Annotated in this window: 17 protein-coding genes; 7 read left to right on the top strand and 10 right to left on the bottom strand. The window is 33.2% G+C overall.

The features are described from left to right. Window positions 1–8: 8 nt before the first annotated feature. The 6 genes from AAC008_RS04790 to AAC008_RS04765 form a co-directional block, all read right to left on the bottom strand. Complete coding sequence (locus AAC008_RS04790; protein ID WP_339887749.1) at window positions 9–875, bottom strand: glycosyltransferase family 2 protein; 867 nt, start codon at window positions 873–875, stop codon at window positions 9–11. 23 nt (window positions 876–898) lie between these two features. Continuing rightward, the gene (locus AAC008_RS04785; protein WP_339887748.1) at window positions 899–1,741 is read right to left on the bottom strand and encodes a hypothetical protein; all 843 of its coding nucleotides are present in this window, start codon (window positions 1,739–1,741) and stop codon (window positions 899–901) included. A gap of 72 nt (window positions 1,742–1,813) precedes the next feature. Continuing rightward, the gene (locus AAC008_RS04780) at window positions 1,814–2,734 is read right to left on the bottom strand and encodes a glycosyltransferase family 2 protein (RefSeq protein WP_339887747.1); all 921 of its coding nucleotides are present in this window, start codon (window positions 2,732–2,734) and stop codon (window positions 1,814–1,816) included. A gap of 15 nt (window positions 2,735–2,749) precedes the next feature. After that, a complete protein-coding gene (locus AAC008_RS04775) occupies window positions 2,750–3,598 on the bottom strand; it encodes a GT-D fold domain-containing glycosyltransferase (RefSeq protein WP_339887746.1) in 849 nt (282 codons plus the stop codon). 1 nt (window position 3,599) lies between these two features. Next, the gene (locus AAC008_RS04770) at window positions 3,600–4,886 is read right to left on the bottom strand and encodes an ABC transporter ATP-binding protein (protein ID WP_339887745.1); all 1,287 of its coding nucleotides are present in this window, start codon (window positions 4,884–4,886) and stop codon (window positions 3,600–3,602) included. Window positions 4,887–5,048: 162 nt separating this feature from the next. Further along, window positions 5,049–5,918 (bottom strand): ABC transporter permease, encoded by an 870-nt coding sequence (locus AAC008_RS04765; RefSeq protein ID WP_339887744.1) that lies wholly within the window; start codon window positions 5,916–5,918, stop codon window positions 5,049–5,051. 341 nt (window positions 5,919–6,259) lie between these two features. Between AAC008_RS04765 and AAC008_RS04760 the strand changes: the two genes are divergently transcribed. The 5 genes from AAC008_RS04760 to AAC008_RS04740 all read left to right on the top strand — a co-directional run bounded on the left by AAC008_RS04760 (window position 6,260) and on the right by AAC008_RS04740 (window position 11,349). Further along, window positions 6,260–7,015 (top strand): hypothetical protein, encoded by a 756-nt coding sequence (locus tag AAC008_RS04760; RefSeq protein ID WP_339887743.1) that lies wholly within the window; start codon window positions 6,260–6,262, stop codon window positions 7,013–7,015. Window positions 7,016–7,282: 267 nt separating this feature from the next. Further along, a complete protein-coding gene (locus AAC008_RS04755; protein WP_339887742.1) occupies window positions 7,283–8,017 on the top strand; it encodes a CpsB/CapC family capsule biosynthesis tyrosine phosphatase in 735 nt (244 codons plus the stop codon). 496 nt (window positions 8,018–8,513) lie between these two features. Then, entirely contained in the window at window positions 8,514–9,392 is an 879-nt protein-coding gene (locus tag AAC008_RS04750) for a helix-turn-helix domain-containing protein (RefSeq protein ID WP_339887741.1), read from the top strand. 98 nt (window positions 9,393–9,490) lie between these two features. Beyond that, window positions 9,491–10,972, top strand: a complete 1,482-nt coding sequence (locus AAC008_RS04745) for a MauE/DoxX family redox-associated membrane protein (RefSeq protein WP_339887740.1) — start codon at window positions 9,491–9,493, stop codon at window positions 10,970–10,972. 92 nt (window positions 10,973–11,064) lie between these two features. Beyond that, on the top strand, window positions 11,065–11,349 hold the full coding sequence (locus AAC008_RS04740) for a DUF6520 family protein (RefSeq protein WP_339887739.1): 285 nt from the start codon (window positions 11,065–11,067) through the stop codon (window positions 11,347–11,349). Window positions 11,350–11,401: 52 nt separating this feature from the next. Here the strand turns inward: AAC008_RS04740 and AAC008_RS04735 are convergent, their stop codons facing one another. The 3 genes from AAC008_RS04735 to AAC008_RS04725 form a co-directional block, all read right to left on the bottom strand. After that, on the bottom strand, window positions 11,402–13,795 hold the full coding sequence (locus tag AAC008_RS04735; protein WP_339887738.1) for a prolyl oligopeptidase family serine peptidase: 2,394 nt from the start codon (window positions 13,793–13,795) through the stop codon (window positions 11,402–11,404). 218 nt (window positions 13,796–14,013) lie between these two features. Beyond that, window positions 14,014–15,387, bottom strand: coding sequence for a RagB/SusD family nutrient uptake outer membrane protein (locus tag AAC008_RS04730; RefSeq protein ID WP_339887737.1), 1,374 nt, complete (start codon window positions 15,385–15,387; stop codon window positions 14,014–14,016). A 15-nt stretch (window positions 15,388–15,402) separates the two neighbouring features. Next, a complete protein-coding gene (locus AAC008_RS04725) occupies window positions 15,403–18,378 on the bottom strand; it encodes a SusC/RagA family TonB-linked outer membrane protein (RefSeq protein ID WP_339887736.1) in 2,976 nt (991 codons plus the stop codon). 898 nt (window positions 18,379–19,276) lie between these two features. On the opposite strand from AAC008_RS04725, the gene AAC008_RS04720 reads away from it, so the two are divergent. Together AAC008_RS04720 and AAC008_RS04715 are read left to right on the top strand one after the other, a co-directional pair. Continuing rightward, window positions 19,277–19,459, top strand: a complete 183-nt coding sequence (locus AAC008_RS04720) for a helix-turn-helix transcriptional regulator (protein ID WP_339887735.1) — start codon at window positions 19,277–19,279, stop codon at window positions 19,457–19,459. Window positions 19,460–19,925: 466 nt separating this feature from the next. Next, window positions 19,926–20,774 carry an RteC domain-containing protein gene (locus tag AAC008_RS04715; protein ID WP_339887734.1) on the top strand — a complete coding sequence of 283 codons (849 nt, stop codon included), beginning with the start codon at window positions 19,926–19,928 and terminating at the stop codon, window positions 20,772–20,774. 438 nt (window positions 20,775–21,212) lie between these two features. Here the strand turns inward: AAC008_RS04715 and AAC008_RS04710 are convergent, their stop codons facing one another. Next, window positions 21,213–21,947: a hypothetical protein gene (locus AAC008_RS04710; RefSeq protein WP_339887733.1), complete on the bottom strand. Its 735-nt coding sequence runs from the start codon at window positions 21,945–21,947 to the stop codon at window positions 21,213–21,215. Between the last annotated feature and the right edge of the window lie 171 nt (window positions 21,948–22,118).

Here is a 22,118-nt window from a genome sequence, read left to right as displayed (position 1 = left end):
TAAAAAATTTAATAAGATAGCCATAGTCTTGAATAATATTTTATAACTATAGTAACATACTTAAGACTAAAGCGTTGCTTTAAATTTGTTCTATTTTTTATTTTATTATAATGCTTTTTTAAATATTCTTTCTGTTTTGCAGGCTCAATATCAGGACTAATTAATTTTAGAAATTTTAAATGTTGTGTAAAATATTTTTCAAAATAATTAATTCCTTTATTTAAACTAGAAACACTCGAATCAACTCTTCTAAAATAACTTTTGGTGTTTGCATTAAATGAAATAGATTTATTTTTTAAAAACTCAAAGTAAAACACTTGATCTCCCATATATGGAAATTGATCGAAAGTCATTTTTTTAAGTTGATTAACAGAAGGTCTTTTAAAAACAGCACAGCTAACGTTTTTTATTGGACTAGAGAAAAACATATCTCCATTAAGCTTAGAATTCGTTGTAGTATTACTGAAAACAGGATGAAAAACTTCACTTTCTGTGCCGTTTAACCCATCCACAGATATCGTTTTTGCTACTACAGCATCACAATTTACTACCATCTTTATTTGTTCTTCTAAAAAATTTAAAGCTGCAAAATCATCTGTTTCAGCAACCCAAATATATTCAGACTTTGCAAGTTCCATTCCCTTTTTCCATTGTTTAAAAGGTGAACCCGAATTTGTTTGATTTACAATAAAACTAGTGACTTTAGGATGATTTTTGTACTCTTTTAATATATTTAAACTTTCATCAGTAGAAGCATCATCAAAAATTAAGACTTCAAAATCCTGAAAAGTTTGATTAAATATAGAATCCAAACGCTCTTTCAAAAAAATTTGATGGTTATAATTAGGAACAATTATACTTACTTTTGATTGCATTTATGTATGTCTAACTTGATTAATTATTTTTCTAAAAGTCTATCCAAAGATTCTTGCATTCTTTTGGAATCAGAACGCAATTTTTTTCTTCCTTCAATTCCTTCAATATATAAATTTGGAAGGTGATGTATCAGATTATCATTGAAATCAGAAATACAAATTACTTTTTTAATGCCTCCAAATTTATAAACATCTGTATTAACTTTGCATTTTACGCTATAAGAAATCTCTTTTTTAAAGAGCTTAGTTCTAAATGCTTTTTTATATATTTTATTTATAAATAATTTAAAGGGCTTTTCAGACTCATCTACCAATTCAATAAAATTTATCTTTTTCCCAACTTGTAAAAGTTGATCTCTTGTTAAGATAAAAGTAGCTTGATGTAAATTAGAAAAATGTGCAAATTTTTTCCCTTGATATGTTTCTACACTCTTAAAGTCCCATTCAAAAGCATAATCTTTACCTGAATGATAACCTGGATAATAGATATCATCTCCGTCCTTTTCAATTTGAATAAGTCCTGGAATTCTATTTTTGGGCAATATTTGTGTATATAAAATATGCTTGTCTAAATGATTCTCAACAAACAAATGATCATTTTCCCCATACAGAAAGACATCAAATTTGTCTTTATTTTCCCAAATTATTTTTCGGCAAGTTAATGGCAACAGTTGGTAGTCATCTAATGTAAATACATTTACCTTGTCTATTCCTTGAATATCAAGAGGAATATTTGAATTTACAATTATCGTTACACTATATTTCTCAAATGCTTTTAATTCCTTAACTACATCCTCTAGATAAGACAGTTGTTCATTACCATAATTCACTAATACTGCTAAAACTTTAATTAATTTACTGTTCATAAATTCTGTTTTTTATTGGTCTAAACTAGACTCCAAAGATAAAAGCATTTACTAAACTGCAAAGATTGCGGTTTACAAAAAACTCTTACCTGCTTTTTTACTAATTTCTTTATTCTTATTTATAGTACTAAAATCTATAGTTTTTAAAACTGAAACACAATCAATTCTCTTTCTAAAACCCTTGAAATCCAGGCACGCTAATGCAATATAAATCGATTTAAATTCTGACTTATAAAAAGAAAATTTTGTTCTCTTTGAAAAAGGATTAGAAAACTTAAATACTATATTTCTTTTATAAAATAATTTTTCATCTGAAAAATAAGTATTGTTTACTTTTTGTTCTCTGTCGTGATAAATTTCTGAATTTGGGTAAACTCCAATTTTTAGATTATGAAACAAAACCCTTTCACAATAATTATCATCTTCTCCATAATGAAAAAAAGACGGACTAAAACCTCCAACCAATTCAATACATTTTCTTGAAATCAACCAAGCTGCTGCATTTATAAAATTAACATCATAAATAGTTTTTTCTGTTTTATTTAAATAAATATCAGAATATATATTCATGCATTTGGGTGGTATTATATATTTTGAAAAATTATAATCAAGTGCACTGCCTTTTCCATTTAAATGGATAGGACTTAAAACTCCATATGTTTGTGATGATTCTGCCATTTTTACTAATTCTTCTATGGAGTTATTGTTTATCCATGCATCCTGATTTAATAAAAAAACATAATCGGCATTATTATCATATGCTTTTTTTATCCCAATATTATTAGCTTTTCCAAAACCAAGATTTTCATTTGATTGAATAAAATCTATTTCGGGAAAGTGTTCTTTAATTATTTCTGAAGAACCATCTGTAGAGGCGTTATCTATGACAATAGTTTTGATTGAAATAGTACTATTTCTCAAACTATTAAAACAAACATCAATCCATTTTTTTGGATTATAAGTTACTATTACTACATAAATATTTAGTCTCATAACATTTATCTACTTTTATAATTCTTTAAGAAGTTCTGAATAATTTATAGCATTCATTTTTAACCATGATCTTGAATCATTTCCGTCAATACCATCTAAAAGACTTCCAAAATCAAATAGAAAAATATTATGATTTGCCTTCCACAAGCGCTTCATTAAAGGTCTCCCTGAACATCCCATTGCAACACATACAACACTAAAATGCTCTAATTTTTCTATAGAGGCAATAGCTTCATCTTCTATCCTATCAATTTCTGAATAAGCATTGCTAGAAGGTGTTTTAACATGTATTACTTCTTGTCCAAATAAAAGATTTAAGGTGTCGCTTTTAATGTTTTCATTTCCTATAAAAACAGCCATTTTACTTTTTAATAATTTGAGAAACTTATTGGCTCTTTCTGGATTTTCTGTTGCTACAAAATGTAATGCCACCGGACTATATATAACACTACCAACAAAATATTTATAACTATCTTTAAATAGTTTTAAAGCAAATGAATCTTTATTTTTATGATTCCCTCCAATCATTCCTTTAGAATACCCAAACAAATCTGAATGAATCGCTAAACATTTAAAGACGTTTGGTCCAGATAAAGATAAAGCTTCACTCATTTCTTTAGAAAGTAAATCACTTTTTTTTTGGTATCCGTCATCAACATTCTTTAATAAAAAAATATCACCATCACCAAAACGCATATAAACACCTTTTTGACTATTGTGTATAAATAACTCTAATTGTGATAATGTATCTTCCGCAGAAATAACGTTAACATTTGGAACAATTTCATTCTCAATAATTCGATTAATATTGCTCTTGAATATTTTTGATAAATATCTTTTTATTATTTTAACTTTTGTCTTCATACTAATTTATAGTTTCCCAAATCGTTGGTAAATACATTTTAGAATGCTTAGGAAGTTCTTTTGTTCGTTTCGTAAAATCACTTTGCTCCATTTGAAAAATTAGAAAATTAGAAATCGTATATAATGTTTCTATTTGTACCGAACCAACCCACAGATTCATTCTATACATTCCTGGCACCATTAACAACGACTCTGTTTTGACATTTATTTCAATCATCGTATTCTTTTTTAACATTTGAAAACTTATTCCATCATCTTCATTTGTAATATGTGCTATTAATTCTGAATTAACATTTAGTATATCCATTGATATAAATAATTCTGAAATATCATCAAAAACATTAACTTTAAAATTAATATTCAACTTATCACCTAAGTTAATTGACATCCCATGCCCTATTATCTTTTCTCCTATGGTTATATTTGGATCTGTTATTTTTACCTTATCGTAATATGAATTATGTTTACATTCTTCTTTGAGAAAATCCAATTCTACTGAAGAATAACGATCGACACATTCATTTATATTGCCCTCAAAAACTACCATACCATTCTCCAAAACAATCCCTCTAGTACACAAACTCTTTACTGCCATCATATTGTGACTCACAAACAGAACTGTTCTCCCTCCTTCTCTTGAAATAGACTGCATTTTTCCAATAGCTTTCTTTTGAAATTCTGCGTCTCCAACTGCTAATACTTCATCCACAACCAAAATTTCAGGTTCTAAAAAAGCTGCAACAGCAAAAGCTAAACGAACTGTCATTCCACTACTATAACGTTTTGTAGGGGTGTCAATATAGCGTTCACAACCACTAAATTCTATTATTTCATCTAGCTTTGAAGTAATTTCTTTTTTTGTCATTCCAAGAATTGCACCATTCAAATAGATATTTTCCCTACCTGTTAACTCTGGATTAAACCCTGTTCCAACTTCCAACAAAGAAGCAATTCTACCTCGAGACTTAATAGAACCCGTGGTGGGAGCTGTTACTTTTGATAATATTTTTAACAAGGTTGATTTTCCAGCTCCATTTTTTCCAATGATCCCTAAAACTTCACCCGCTTCAACTTCAAAATTAATATCCTTTAGTGCCCAAACATATTCACTAGTTCCTTTAGAGCTTCTATCATTAACTTCCCCAACTTTCAAATAAGGGTCTTCTTTTCCCCTAATCTTATGCCAAAATCGATTCAAATCATGACTCAAAGTTCCTGTCCCAACAGTTCCTAAACGGTACTGCTTAGATATATTTTCAGCTTTTAATATAATGTTTCTATTGCTCATAGTATATTCTATAACCTGTAATTTTTAAACCTATGATTCATATAAGTTTTTCAAAACCCATCACCCATTCTCTCTTTCTCCCCATCTCCCTTTCTCCCCATCACCCATTCTCTTCATCTCCCATTCTCTTCATCTCCCCATCACCCATTCTCCAAGTCCCAACTAAACCGTATCGATAAAACTTTTCTCAGTCTTATTAAAAATCAACAATCCTACAACCACAATTACAAACGTAATCACAACCGTATATAGCATTCCAAACCCAGAAACGGTTCCTTCCTTTAATAGTAAATATCTAGAGGTTTCAATAACATATGCTAAAGGGTTATATTCTATTAACCATCCAAATGATGGTAGTTTTTCCTTAAGTAATGCCATAGGATACATAACCGCTGAAAGGTACATCAACAACTGCACTCCAAAACTAACCAAAAAACTTAAATCTCTGTATTTCGTGACTAAAGACGAAATTATCATTCCTAATCCTAATCCTAAAAACCCCATTAATACGACTAATAACGGAAAAAACAATGTTAAGCTACTCAACTGAAGTTCCATCCCATTAAAAACATAATAAATATAAAAAGCTACGAAAATCAGGAATTGGATTCCAAATTTAACAAGGTTGGAAACTACAATAGATAACGGAACAATTATTCGAGGAAAATATACTTTACCAAAAATACTGGCATTTTTCTTAAAGGTATCTGAAGTGTCATTTAAACAAGAGGTGAAATAATTCCAAACCATAATACCCGCTAAATTGAATAAAAAAGGAGGAATCGTACCAGTTTGAATACCCGCTACATTATTAAAAATAATGGTGAAAATTATTGAAGTAAATAAAGGCTGAATTAAATACCATAAAGGACCCAATATAGTCTGCTTATAAACAGTAACTATATCTCTATTAACAAATAAAAGAAGCAAATCCCTATATTGCCAAACCTCTTTAAGGTTTAAGGAGAAAAAATTGTCTTTTGGTTTTATCTCAAACAACCAATCCTCTTCATTATTTATGTCTTTTCCCATTTAAAAATCTAAATCTTATAATTGTTCCAAAATTAAGCTATTTTAAAGAAGGGACAAATTTAATTCAAACTATAATTGCAACCCCACAAACAAACCAACAAATCAAAAGAACGTCTAATAGAAGCAAGTAATAAAAACTTCATGCAATATTTCATTTACACGCTCAATCTCCCCATCTCCCCATCTCCCCTTCACCCCATCTCCTCTTCTCCCCACCCCCACCTCGCGTTTCACTTTTCCCAAAAAACTCAATCTGACAGCAAAACACAACAAAACGCATCAAACCTAATTGAAAAAACCTATTGACACGAAAATCTAAATAACTTATCTTTATAACAAAAATGGCAAAAGTAACCGCACCCTTCAACATTATAGGCACAATTGATGGCCTAAATTTCTACAGCGCTAACGATCAAAATTACGTTCGAAAAGTACCTGAAACCGGAATCACCAAAGAACAATTCCGTGACAATCCCGTTTATGACCACATTAAAAAACACGGGACTGAGTTCGGTAATTGCTCCAGCAAATCAAGGGTATTTAGGTTACTAGCAAAACAATTCTACGACCAAGCAAAAGAAGGATCTTTTGCAGGTAGAGTAAACGGCTTATTATTTGATGTCTTAGGAGAAGACAGTAACAATGAGCACGGAAAAAGAACCGTAGTCAATGGTTTAAAAACGGAAAAAGGAGTAGAACTTCTCATCGATTTTGAAGCCAATAAACTGTGTCCCCTTGACAAAACATTTAATGGGGAAATAGACTTTAATTGGGACACGCTAGACCTAAACATAAAATCCATAAACCCCGAAAAAGACATCAACTGGCCGCAAACCGAAGCCAATGTAGTACACATACAACTAGCAATAGCCAATTGGAATTTCGAAGAAGACACCTCTGAAACCAAATACAGTAACCTAATCACCTTTGGAAAAGAAGACGTCCAACAACCAGTTAATTGGGACATAGAAACACCTGCAGAAAAAGACCTTTGGCTAGCATTCATTTGCATTTCCTTCGGAAACAAAATAAGAAGAAAGACCAAACCAGTACACAAAAAATTCAATACAGCTACTATCCTAAGCTATAGTAGCTAAGAAGAAAGCAACGATGGGTGAAAAAACAAAACTAAAAAAAAACAATCACCCATCGCTAATTCTCACAAACATCCAAAAAAAACAACCCAAGACCCACAACCCACAACCCACAACCCACAACCCACAACCCACAACCTACAACCTACAACCCACAACCTCCAACCTCCAACCGTCAACAGACAACCGTCAACAGACAACTGACAACAGACAACTGACAACAGACAACTGAACAAAAAAAAAACTATCTTTGCCTAAAATTACTAGTACATGTTTTCATTCCTAAAACCGAAGCTTAGACTAATCGATTTAGTTCCCATGAACTATGTAGATATCCACTCCCATGTGTTGCCCGGAATCGACGATGGTGCCAAAACCATAGAAGATTCAAAATTCTTATTGGAAAACATGATTGAATTTGGCTTTTCTAAAATTATTACTTCTCCACATACTATTGAGAATATTTGGAATAATACTCCAGAAACTATATCAAATACTTTAGAATATACTCAAGAAAATTTAAGGGAACTAACGGCAAAAGTCGAACTTAAAGCGGCATCTGAATATATTATGGATGATTATTTTGTGACTCTTTTTGAAAACAAAGACATCTTGACGATTAAAGATAATTTTGTATTGGTCGAAATGTCTTATATCAATCCACCAATTCAACTTTTCGATTATATTTTTAAGTTACAAGTAGCGGGCTATATCCCAGTATTAGCGCATCCTGAACGCTATGTTTTTTATCATGCCGATTTTTCAAACTATTCTAGACTTAAAAAAGCAGGTTGCCTGTTTCAAATGAATTTACTTTCGGCGACAGGCTATTACGGAAAAGAAGTCGCGAAAATGGCTGACAAATTATTAAAAGAAAACATGATTGATTTTGTGGGTTCTGACTTTCATCACAAACACCACATCGCTTCTTTTTCAAATCCAATTATTATTAAGGAAGTTGACCAACTAAAAAAAGCGTTTGAGAATAATTGTAGGTTTTATTAGGAGGAGATTTTGTGGGTTTAATTACGTATCTACTGATTAGACCATGGCAGGGTAACAAGTTTCGGAAGAGTTGTTGTCGGTTAACAGTTGTCGGTTGTCTGTTAGGAATAGGGTGTGGATGGACATTTGTTGGATAAAAGCAATGTCAATTCTGACGTACAATGAGCAGAGTAGACTCTTTTACTGAAACGAGTTCAGCACGAGCAGGGTGACAGGTTTGGGGAGAGACGTTGGGTACTAACATTCAAATAACTGGTAACCATAAACATTAATCAAAACCGACAACCTACAACCTACAACCGACAACCTACAACCTACAACCGATAACAGACAACAGACAACAGACAACCGTCAACAAAAAAACAAACCCAAAAAACCCTACTCAATTCCCGAATTGAACACCATAACTTTAGTTTCAACCAAACCATTACTATAATTTTGAGGAAGTAAATGCTAAACATAAGCATACAAAACACTTCAAAATTAATTCGTAATAATGGCTCAAAACCAACAACAAATTAAAAACATCTACCAAATGCTATTCGAAATAGCAACGGGTAACTTGTCATATCGTATTACTGAAGAATCAGAAAGCCATGAGGTAAATGAAGTGGCCAAAACACTGAACAACTTAGCAGAAAAACTACAACAAATCATACTGGAAAATGGTTACGTAAACCCACACTACACCTACCAAAACTTAGTACAGATTACCATCATTCTCAACAGTGATTACCAAATCATAAGCTTCAGCCCCAACCTCCCAAACTTTTTAAATAGTAAAACTAAAGATCTAATAAATTCAGATTTTATAAACTTACTATCTCAAAAGTCGATTCCGCTTTGGAAAAAAATAAAAGAAGAAGTCAACAACGACGATCAATACCACAACACAATCCAACTAATTCTTATTGATAATCAAAAACAATTAGTTCCAACGTTTTGCACCGTATATAGATTATACTTCAGTAACAACATTTTCATATCATCAGTAACAACAATTCTACAAGACATCACAACTGATAGTTCAAAAGCAATACCAAGAAAATCGGACGCTGTAATCATCCAAGAAGTATATGAATACATAATGAGTCATTTAGAAGAACCTTTACCAACCTTAAAAGAACTTTCCCATATTTTCGGGACAAACGAATTCAAATTAAAAGATGGTTTCAGACACTTTTTTAATACAAGCATTTATCGATTCTATACAGAGCAAAGACTAAAACAAGCTCATGCACTAATCCTTCAAACCAATTTGCCCTTAAAAGAAATAGCTTTCATGAGCGGATTTAACGATTACACCAACTTCTCAAAAGCTTTCAAAAAACAATACCACTACCCTCCTAGCGATTTAAAAAGAAATAAAGAATAGAAGCCAACTATTTTTTGAACAAGTATAAATCCCAAATAAACAACTAATAAACATTTGTATTTCAGAATTTTACGAAACAAATTAGTAAAGAATCTGAAATGAAAAGTAATTATAAACCTTTAGTTCTAGAAATAATAAGTTATCTATTTGTTTTCTTATTCATTTATGCATCAATTAGTAAATTACTAGAATTTCAAAACTTCCAAGCCCAACTAGGACAATCACCACTAATAAGTGCTTATACAGGGTTTGTTTCATATGCAGTGTTGATAATAGAATTAGGAATAGCTTTTCTACTTGTAATTCCAAAGACTCGTTATATAGCATTAGTAGCCTCTTTTACTTTAATGGTGATGTTTACAGTTTACATAATAGTTATTTTAAATTACGCTTCATTTATTCCATGTTCGTGTGGCGGAATACTAGATAACTTGCACTGGAAAGAACACTTGATTTTCAACCTTATTTTTACTTTTTTAGCTGCATTGGCAATTTTAATAATAGCTAACAATAAATTAAAAATTAGTCTAAAACTGCTAACAATTACAGTCATAAGCTCAACATTCATTGTGATGCTATATTTTTTTTCAGAAGAAAGTATGCACCAAGAAAATCCATTCATTAGACGATTTATACAAGGTACATCTAACAAGATAGCTGAAGTTGAATTAGATAATAATTCCAAATACTTTGCAGGTTCAGAGGGTTCAACTATTTATTTGGGAGATACCCAAGCACCGCTGCACATTATAGCTTACGACTCAACGCTTAAAATAAAAAAGCACTATAAAATTGAATTAGAAAGAGAAGATTTCCCTTTTAGATCGGTACAAGTTAAAATTGCTCCTCCATACTTTTATTTAATGGATGGCACGGTACCAGTGATCTACAAAGGCAATATGGCAGATTGGAAAGCAAAATTATGGATGTACAATAACAATTACTACTTTTCAAAAGCCGAAATAATTGCACCTAACAAAATAGTTTTTCGCGCTCAAGAAATTAAAACCCTAAACAATATTTTAGGTACTTTTTTACTTAAAGATAGCCTAGAAGTCAAATATGCTCCGAATTTATTAGAAAAGCAGATAGACGGATTTTTTGACACGGATGGTGTACTAAATGTGGATAGACAAAATCAAAAAGTAATCTATACTTATTATTACAGAAACCAATATAGTATTGCAGACAAAAATCTCAAGCTAATTCATCGCAAAAACACTATAGACACTACAACTAAAGCGAAACTTAAAATAGCACATATCAAAGAAACTGGACAAAGAAAAATAGCCTCACTTCCTGCAACGGTGAATCAAATTACCTCAGTAGATAACAATTTACTCTTTGTCAATTCAAAAATTATGGGTCGTTATGAACCAAAGGAAATGTGGAAACAAGCATCAATTGTTGACATCTATAACATTGAAAAGGGTACGTACTTATCCAGTATTTACATTTATGATGTAGACAATGCTAAGATAAACGCAATGCATGTAAGTAATGATATTCTTTATGCAATAATTGGAAACCAATTACATAAATATAAACTAAACAATATAAATAAAGTTAGTAAAAAATAACTTTTTAATAACCAGACTGGCCAGTGGCAGGATTGAGACTGAAAACCTGTAGAAAAGAGTAAGTCAAAAAATATAATTTAAATTACATTATCATGAGAACATTTGTAAAAGTGATTTTGCCTGTATTGGCATTCACATTAGCTAGTGCCGCAGCAGTTGGCACCAAAACAGCTAAGGTTGAAGAAGCAAATAAACCAGCTTTAATTACTGGCTTTATTCAAAATCCTTCTCCTTTAAACTGTAATCCTGTACAAGTAGATTGTTCAGAGATTAACACAGGTCAAACCTGTATGTCAACAGAAGCTGTACCAAGACAAGTTTGGAAAAAAAATGCTGCAAACGCTTGTAGTTTAACCTTGTACAAAGTAACTCACTAAGTACTAAAAAAGAATATGCAGTTTCCTTAAATTGAAACTGCATATTTTAATTTTAATCTTCCACATCAGCCTTCATCCATTTAGCCTTTGGCTCATCTTTCAAATAATGTCCAAACCAATCAAACATTTTATGGGTTAAATCGGCTTGATTTTTTGAATCAGTAAATATATGCCCTTCATTTTCATACAATAACATTACGTGTTCCTTTTTCAATCTTCTCAAAGCAGCATATAAAGTTTCAGATTGTCGAGGTGACACAGTACTATCCAATTTTCCTGCCCAAGTCAAAAGTGGCGTAGTAATCTTTGAAGCATTATGCAAAGGTGAATTGGTATAATAAGCTTCTTGATTATCATAAAAAGGGAAACCCATTCGTAATTGTTGGTTTTCATAACGCCAAGCTTCCATAGTGTTACCATTCAAACTAAAACTGAAATAACTTTCCACAATATTAGCTATACTACAACCACTTATAGCAGCAGCAAATAGATCGGTTTGGGTTATAATAATATTAGTTTCATACCCCCCAAAAGATTGACCCATCAAGCCAATTTTAGCAGCATCTGCAACCCCCATTGCAATAACTTGATTCACAGCAGCTGTAACACAATCCGTAGCAGATTTACCCGGATTACCACTTTCAAAGACAATATCAGGCAACAAAACCGCATAACCATTAGTTGTAAAATTAGAAACATTAAATCCTATACCGTTATGCAAAGTTGGGTTTACGTAAGTATAAACCTGCTGGGAAAGATTTTCATAAATAGAAACTACCAAAGGATAAGTTTTACCTTTCTCATAAGAGGCTGGGTAAAACAAAGCACCTTTTATAAAATTTCCTTTACTATCCTTAAAATAAATCATTTCAGAGGTTCCCCATTGATACCTATAATGTTGAGAATTACTTTGAAAAACAACTTTTGATGATTTTCCATTCTTAAAAAATAAAGCAGGCGGTTGGTCAAAACGTTGCTTTATATAAATGTAAGCATCCTTTTCTTTTGCTTTACTTAAATTAGTAATAGAAGATTCATCCATAACAAAAACCTTTGGTTCTTGATTAGGAGACAAACTATAGTAGCCTTTGGCACCTGAAACCAAATCAACTGCCTCTAATAAAATATCTTGAGTCAAGTCATAAACCGATATAGGTGTTTTAGCATAGTTAAATTCCTGAACATTTGAAATAGCCGTTTCATGCAGTCTAAATTGCAGTTGTGTTTCTTTTCCTTTGGTTAAACGTATTCGCTGCTTACCATCAGGTGCAATTTTCCAAATATCATTATAATCATAACACAGCAAAAAGCCATCGTTCTTTGTCCAGCCGGCTTGACCCCACAAATGCAATTCAGTACCCGGATCAATTACATAATTATCCCAAACTACGTTGAGTCCTTTGGTCAGATTTACATGTTTTTGAGTAGCTATTGTATAACTCCACCAATTTCCATCCTTATAGTAGGTAATATAACGCCCATCGGGTGAAAAACTCAAATGCATATTATAACCCGAGAACGCTTCAAGAAAGAATACTTTCTTTCCTGTTGTAAGAGACATTAAATAATAATCCATCGGTGCAATCCATTCATATTGGGGTTCATACTGTTTCACATCAGCAACCAAAGCGTAATCTTGACTGCCGTTTAAAGCTATCCAAGACTGACTGTCATTTGTAAGTTGCCTTACTAAACTTTTCTTTGGATACCAAACAGCCAAGTAGTTTGCATGAGTTATTTCTTCTTTTAATTTTCTACTGCGATAAATATATTGGTCTTTGGAATGCCAAACCTCAACATCTTCCTTTACAATACTAGTGTCTTTAGATAAAGTTGGAGTAATTCCAAAGAAAACTTTTTGACCATCACGAGAAACGCTTAATGCAGCATTATAACTAGGTAGTATATTCATATTGCTCATAAAGTTACTATCTGAAGACTTTAATACATGTAATTTTTTAGCCCTCAAATCATAATAATTCAGAGATATTTCTACATCATTAATAGCATAAAAAGCAAAAGAATTGGCGCTAACTTGCCACTTAAACAACTCTTCTACTTTACCTTCAATTGTACTTAAAATTTTTGGCTTTAAGGCACCGTCAAAACGCAACAGGCCAATAGTACTTTTACTACCATCCAAACTAGCATAAACTAACGATGTATTTTGGTAATTAAAGGCATAGGTACTAACAGCTTCAATGCTATTTACTATCTCCCCATTCTTTCTTACAACAAGTGTGTTCTGATTTTCAAGGGTCACGAGATAAGTGCCATCTTCCGATAAACCATAGTGCGTAACTTTAGGTATAACAATTTCTTTATGGGTTTGTAGATTAAAAAGCACTAAGTTGTCTTCACGTTGAAAAGCAAAACTTTCCTCTTTAATAAACTTCCCAGCCAATACAGTAGGAAAAGCTATCTTTTGTTGTGTCGAGGTATGCACTAGAAAAGTAGTATCAATAGCATTTTCATACGATAAACGATAGCTAGTCCAATTCCCTTTGTCAGAAAGCTGTTCACCACTCATTTTACTCCATAAGGAATAATCAGCTTCAGTAAGATTCTTTTGGGCTAGCTCCTGCCCCATTACGGGACAGGGAACTAACACAAATAAGAGGAGTGTAACAACTCCATAAAATACAGTTAAAAAAGAAGTTCTCATTAATAGCCTGGATTTTGAGTTAAATTCGGATTAACCAACAATTCATTTTCGGGTAGCGGCCAAAATTGGTCGGTAGTATTCCATCCTGGTTTTACTTGAGGTAAGACCGTATTAAGAAGACCATTTCGTTTTAAATCAAAAAAACGATGACCATATTCTGTAAACAACTCATGTCTACGCTCTTCCATAACAGCTGCAACAATTTCATCAGCAGTAACAGCAGTTGTATTAGCTAAACCTGCCAATTGCCTAACCTTATCCAAATCTTCTTTAGCACTACTCAATTCTCCTTGTCGAGCTCGAGCTTCTGCTCGAATTAAATACTGCTCACTCAAACGGAAAATAATAGAGTATTCTAGAGAAGTTCCCGTATTACTCTGTTGTTTATATTTATGCGCATGATACCAAGTAGTGGTGCCATCACTTATGGTAGCAATCCAATGCGTTTTTCGCAAATCATTTGTACCAAAAGAGTTAAATAATTCCGAACTAAGTCCAATATAAGGAGGAGGCCCACTTTCAAAAATAAATAGCTCTCCTTCATCCGTATTGTTCCCTTCTAATTTTGGAGAAAATTGCCAAATGGTAGTACTACTTTCTTTTAAGAAAACAGCATCAATATCATCTTCCCAAACATACAGTGAATTATTAATCACTGCAGAAGCTGCATTAGAGGCCTCTGCCCATTGTCCAACATACAAATACATTCTAGCCAATAAAGCTGAAGCTGTTGAACGATTCGGACGAACGCGTTCAGGAGAAACATAAGCATCAGGCAACAAAGTAACAGCTCTTTCCAAGTCATTTATCATCATTTCATATACATCAGCAACAGGCATGCGTTCTTCAAGCTTATTGGTAGCATAATCGGTACTAATAATGTAAGGCACATCTCCATAAACACCAACTAAATAGCCATGAACCAATGCCCTAACAAATAAGGCTTCTCCAATAAATTGGTTCTTATGGGCATTACTCAAAGCAGTTGAATACTCACAGCCTTCAATAACAGCATTAGCACAGTAAATCTGATGATAACTTGTATTCCATTGCTGAGAAACTAACGAGGTAGTAGGGAGTAGATTATTAGTAAACAAGGGAAAAGTATTCTCATCATTCCCACCAAAATAAATTAATTCATCCGTATACATCCCGAGGGTAGCGCTTGAACTACTCGTACTGCCCGACAATAAACCGCCATCGCGTAATTTTGCGTAAATAGCCACCATAGCAGCATTAGCCGTATTGCTGTCTTCAAAAACGGTAGAACCCGTTAATTGAGAATTAGGGGTCTCAACGGTTACAAAATTGTCACAACCCAAAAGAATTAATAGAGTCATTAGAGGAATTATCCTAAATTTTAAATTTTTCATAATAAGTAAGTTAGATTAAAAAGTTAGCTTCGTCCCCACTGTAAATACTTTCAACGGTGGTAAAACATTCGTGAATTTAGTTTCAGGATCACCAGACTTATACTTTGTAAAAGTTAATAGGTTTTGACCCTGTACATACAGTTGGCATTGCATTTTCTGCTGTTTACCTAGAGGCAAATCATAAGTCAATGCAATGTTTTTTAAACGCACATAAGAAGCGTCTTCAATGGCGGCATCACTTCGAACATAGCGCGAATAGGCAGTAGTTAAAGCGCTATTGCCTCCAGCCGTAAAAGGTTGTTGATTTTCCGCATCACTAACAGTGGCCAATTGATTTATAGCCAGACCAGGAACACCATTTATAGAACTAAAGGCTTGTTGTTTTACAAACTGAAACAAAAAATCCAATTGCAAATTCTTATAGGTAAATTGATTTTGCAAACCCCCAAAGAATTTCGGATTCAAATCAGCAACCGCTTTTCTATCTCCTGCTGCAGTTATAACCCCATCTCCATCCATATCTTCAAACTCATAGGCACCCGTTAGCGCATTCATACCAGTATAATGATATACTTTAACAATACTTGTAGGTTCACCCACCACATATAAATTAGAATAAGTGGACCCCTCAAGCCCAGGATAGGATAACAGTTTATTGCGACTTGCAGAAATATTAAAATTCGTAGACCAGTCAAAGTTTTTACGCTGAAAATTTACGGTACGCAAAGTAACCTCTAGCCCTCTATTTTGGACTGTAGCATCAAGATTACCATTTAAGGAAGGAAAACCAGTAGTACCTGGCAATGGAATACCAACTAATTGGTTCGAAGATCGATTGCGATAATATGCAGCAGTCAAAAATAAACGATCATTAAAATAACCGGTTTCTAAGGCTACTTCAAACTTTTTATTAGTCTCCCATCCAAAAGCTGGATTAAACAAACGGGTTGGATCTAAGCCAATCGTACCGTCGTAACTGGTTCCTGAAGAAGCATAAGTGTTCAAAAATTGATAATCTCCTATTTGGTCATTTCCTGTAGTTCCATAGCTAGCTCTCAATTTTCCAAAACTCAAAACCGAATTATCTAATAAAAAGGACTCCTTTGAAAACAACCAAGCAGCTCCAACGGCCCCAAAAGTGGCAAACTGTTTTCCTGGTCCAAAGCGACTTGAACCATCTCTTCGTCCTGTAACATTTACTATATAACGACTATCGTATGTATAATTCAAACGTGCAAAAAAAGCTTGATACTTATAAACAGTCTCATCACTCAAATCAACTATTTTTAAAGAGGCTGATGCCAAATCACTTAACAAACTATTACTAGCAAATCCATAACCATTTACATACAAACGATTCGTTTTTTGCTGCTGAAAAGTACTACCTACCAAGGCTTCAATTTTTCCCTTTCCAGTACTTGTATGCCAATGCAGTTGAGGTTCTGCAATCCAAGAAGTTCGATTTGTCAAATTAGTACTTAAAAATGAAATCTCACTACCCACACCATAAGCAGGGTTATATATAGTTGAAGGCTGAGCATTTAGCTCATTATTCGTTAAATCAGAATACCCAAAACTACTTTTTAAGGCTGTGTTTTTAAAAATCGTATAAGAAAGTAGGGTGTTTGCAACCAAATCGTTCGTGCGCGAGGTGAATTTAGATTCTAAAACTGCTAAGGGATTGTCCCACGTACTATCCTCCCAATTCAAATTGCCTTGCTCATCATATATTGCAGGAGCATTTGGAGCTAATGTTCTAGAAATCGAAGTTAAATTAACAGTCGGCTGCTTGTTTACTTGAGAACTATAAGTACCCGAAAAATTTAATTTAAAGGTATCGTCTACAGAGCTGTGATCCATACTAAAATGAGCAGCACCCTTTTTATAATTGAAATCTCCAGGGTAAACTGTCGTTTCATTGCGATAGGTTCCACTCAATAAATACTTAGTTTGACTACCACCTCCAGAAACGGAAGCCTGCACATTAGTGATGTTTGCCGTACCACCTATAAACTCCTTTTGCCAATCCGTGTAGCGATTTCTGTCCCAAGTTCCATTAACATCGTAAGCATAACTTGGAAAAGTAGTAACACCATCATTCGCAAAAGCTTGTTCTCGCATAGCAAGATACTGCTGCGTATTCATTAATTTAGGCAAACGAGTTACTGTTCCAAAACTAGTGGAACTATTCAAAGTAAATGCAGTAACTCCTGCTTTACCTTTTTTAGTAGTAATTAAAACTACTCCATTGGCTCCTCGGGAACCATAAATAGCAGTCGCATCAGCATCTTTCAAAACCTCTATACTTTCAATATCAGAAGGATTAATAGAATTTAACGGACTAGTCAAACTAGGGGAAAAACCAGAAGTAGAAATGGCACCAATTGTTTCCGACGAATAAGGCACACCATTAATAATATACAAGGGTTCATTCCCATCAGCTCGCAAACTATTTTGCCCTCTAATTTTTATAGAAAACCCACCACCAGGAGCACCACTGTCTTGCCTAATATCGACCCCTGCCATTCTACCTTGCATCGTAGCAAGTACATTGGTTACAGGCTGTTTTTCAATATCCTTTGCTGAAACACTAGTAATACTACCAGTACCTTCTTTTTCTTTTACAGTATAATAGCCTGCATTAACTATCACTTCCCTCAGTTGAGTAGTATCTTCTTGCAACACAACATTAAACACGTATTGATTGCCAACAGCAACTTCTACCGTTTTATAACCCACAAACGAGAATACTAAAATATCAGTGGGTAAAACACTAAGCGTGTAATGCCCTAACTCATCAGAGAGCGTGCCTTGTGCTTTGTCTTTAACTTGAATAGTAACTCCTGCTAAGGCACCTGAAGCATCAGAAGTTCTGCCCGTAACGGTGACGGACTGCGTATAACCCACTGTTATACAAAAAAATAAAAAAATAGAAAACAATTTGGGCAAAGGTAAAGTAGCCCAAAGCGGAAAGAGTGAAATTTTATTCATACTTTTGGTTTGGTTAAATGAAACATTGGTTTTGTTTGTCTAGACTTCCTAACGAGTTGGCCGACGAGGTAGGAAGTCATTTTTTGTCATTGCGAGGAACGAAGCAATCTGTCATTGCGAGGTACGCGGCAATACGTCATTGCGAGGAACGCGGCAATCTCATCCCGAGCAAAGTCGAGCTATAAAATGTATTTTTTATTTCACCATAGGCAATGAATTTATATACTAAAAATTCTAAACATTAAACTCAGAACTGTCAACAGACAACTGATAACAGACAACCGCAAACCGAACACTGAGAACTGAACACTGAACACTGCAATCTGAACACTGTACACTGTCAACAGACAACTGACAACACCGGTTACTGATCACTACTTTCTGCTTTCTGAACACTGAGAACTGAACACTGCAATCTGAACACTGTACACTGTCATCTGACAACTGACAACAACGGTTACTGATCACTACTTTCTGCTTTCTGAACACTGAGCACTGAACACTGACACTGTCAACTGACAACAGACAACAGACAACCAATAAAAAAACCGAGAATTTACCGCATAAAAAAAGGCATGGAACTCAGCTTATTGCCTTAGAGGTACTGGTATACCGGGGAACAATAAGTGAGCCCACGCCATAGACGTGAGCATCGTACTTATCATTTCGTTCCTTTTAAAATTACCAGTTTTCTAAGACGAAATTCAAAGCGAATGCTTCAATATTTTGATTTGAAGTATCGCAAATATATTAATTCAAGAGCAAATATAAATAAAATATTTATAATATGGTATATGTACCATTGATATTTTATTAAAATTAGTTGCTCTTTGTATTATAAACATTCAAAGACATTTTGACTAAAATAGAGCGATATATTATTGATAAAATTAAGACTATGCGAAAAAAGCAAGGTCTAACTCAATTAGAGCTCTCTCAAAAATTAGAAATGAGTGATAGTTTTATCTCTCATGTTGAAGCACCTTCAAAAAGAGCAAAATATAATATTAATCATTTGAATAAAATTGCAGAAATATTTAATTGTTCACCAAAAGATTTTTGGCCTGAAAAGCCTTTGTAAAACTTTCAAATTTAGTATTCAATTCGCGAATCACACACTATACTATTAGTTTTTGCAATTTCAATTTTTCAATTTTGAGCCCAAATCAAGCAAACTTTCCTTGGTTCAAAGTCAAATTATGGAATGGTATGAAATAGCAATAATGTTTCCAGTTGTCATTTTAGGTATTTATATAAGAGGTAGAATTTATGACCATAAGAATAATTATAAGAGGGATAAAGAATGGAAAAATATAAAAAGGAATAGATATTAAAGATGGATAGGCAAATTAATAGCATTATTACATTTCAGCATTATTAAAAAAAATAACACATTATAAATATTTCTTATAATCTGAATTCCAAAAAAACACTACACAATTCGGGAATTACACTATTCAATTCGGGAATCTAACACACGACCATTTTTCTATACAACTACCATGATATAGATTTGCGGCCTAACTAAATTTTGAACCGCAAATCATATGAAAACTTATTCAACCACTTTAATAACAGCCTTAGAAAAACAGTTAAAAAAAATTCATGGCAGTAATGTTGATATCATCCTACAGGCTAAGCAAGCTATGACGGCAACTATAAATAAACTGGAAGAGTTAAAAATAGAATTCATAAGGCACACCTTTGAAGATAAAACAAAGGAAATAGAATTTTTTAAACAGCTAAAACCTCAGCTAACTAGTAAACTAATATATTATAACGAAATCTATAATATGGAGGTCAGTAAACCCACAAGCACAAACAAAGACATTCAAAAACATTACAACAAAGAGCTAGCAAAACTCAAAAACTTCTTTAACGATAATAAAGAATTCTACAAATATTACAGATCCGGAAACACTTGTCTTGACAAAAAATATTTTATAAGAAGAAAGCACGACATTAGCTTAACAGTAGACAGTACCTACTTCCAATCAGATTATATTTTCGCTACATCACACGATTACAAAGTCGCCAAGATAATAGCCAACGAGGCCCTACATCGCTATATTGAAACCACTCTGCAAAAGCATGGTAAGAATATAATAAAAAATAACGAAAATAACGAAACTTTACAAACATTAAAATGGACAGGCTCAAAAGTTGCATTAGTTGAACTAATATATGCACTGCATACAGCAGGAATATTCAACAACGGAAATAGCAGCCTAAACGAAACCACAAAAAACCTAGAAAAAATATTCAACATAGACCTGGGACAATTCAATAGAATATTCACAGAAATAAAAAAAAGAAAAACCATAGAACAAACAAGTTTCCTAAACTCCCTAAAAGAAAACCTAACCAAAAAAATAACAGACTCAGACGAAAAATAAAAAAAAGGCTACTTAAAAAGCAGCCTTTTCAAAAAAATAAAAATCTAAATTTACAAACCTATCACCATAGATTTGTCATCCTTAAAAAGTAAAAAGCCCACAAGAAACTCCCGAATTCAACTATGTCAAACTATCCAGAGCAAAGCGACTTTCTACAGTCAAAATTCTAGGTCTCTATGTGTTTCAAAAAATAAAACTATAAAACCCCTTTGCGAACCTAGCGTAAAACCCTTGCGTACTTTGCGGTTAAATTTCTACCCACAATCTTCTCACCCTGCAAGGATCCCACGCAAACCATTTCAATAATTCAACTGCCACACATGAAAAAAACTTTGTGCAACTCCGTGTCAAACTTCGAGAAACTCTGTGTAACCACTCAAACATTCTTATCACCCTAAAGCAACCTTTTCAACTATAATTTGCAATTTTCACTACCCATTACCATCCATTCTCCACAACACCACATATCAAAGACATAACAATAGCATCCTCAATACTACTAGACCCTCCCTCAATACTCCCAACAATACTCCCAATCATTAAATCCCATTCCGGATCAGTATTCTTTTTAGGCCTCTTTTTTCGCTCATAACTAATAAATCTGACTATAGAACTAGTAGTTAATATAATTTTCTTGTCAAATTCACTAATGTTTTTAGAAGCTAAAATTTCGTCTTCATACAGAGTAATAAAAGAATAAATAGCAGCAAAATCATTCTCTTCATTACACAAAGAAATAACAGAGTTCACAAAACCTGTCAAACTAATTACAGCCGTTTCACTCTCTAGTGCTTTAATTATAATACCTTCAGAACAACAACTGCCATATTGCATAACATAAGCTAATCTGGCTTCTAAAGTAAAAGAATAAGAACTACCAGATAAAGAAACAAAACCTGAATTTTGATTAGCCAATAGAGCCACTCGATCTGTTACAGCTTCTAAAGAAGTTTCCGAGCTATCTGACTCATAATATGTGGTGAATAATTCTGAATGCAACTGACCAACTATGTCATATGGATTCAAAATATTCGAGGGACTTCCTTCATAAAACTTAAAAAATGGTAAGCCATCATTTTTCAAAAGAGGTTGTATACCTGTTTCTGCATCAGAAGAAGTTGTACAAGAAGTAAATAAAAAAAATACGATTAAACATAAATTAAAGAATTTCATAAAATTAATTTTTAAAATGGAACTGATTTTTTTGTCAGTTCATTTCACTCGAGCTAATCTGAACAATACATGCTAACATGCTGCATTTGATTTTGAATTCGAAGCAAAACTACAAGCAGTTTTATTGCATCACAACTCATTTACTATGCGATTCCAGAATTACATATATTC

It is taken from the genome of uncultured Flavobacterium sp., assembly GCF_963975515.1.
GTDB lineage: Bacteria > Bacteroidota > Bacteroidia > Flavobacteriales > Flavobacteriaceae > Flavobacterium.
This window is presented reverse-complemented; position numbering and strand designations above follow the sequence as displayed.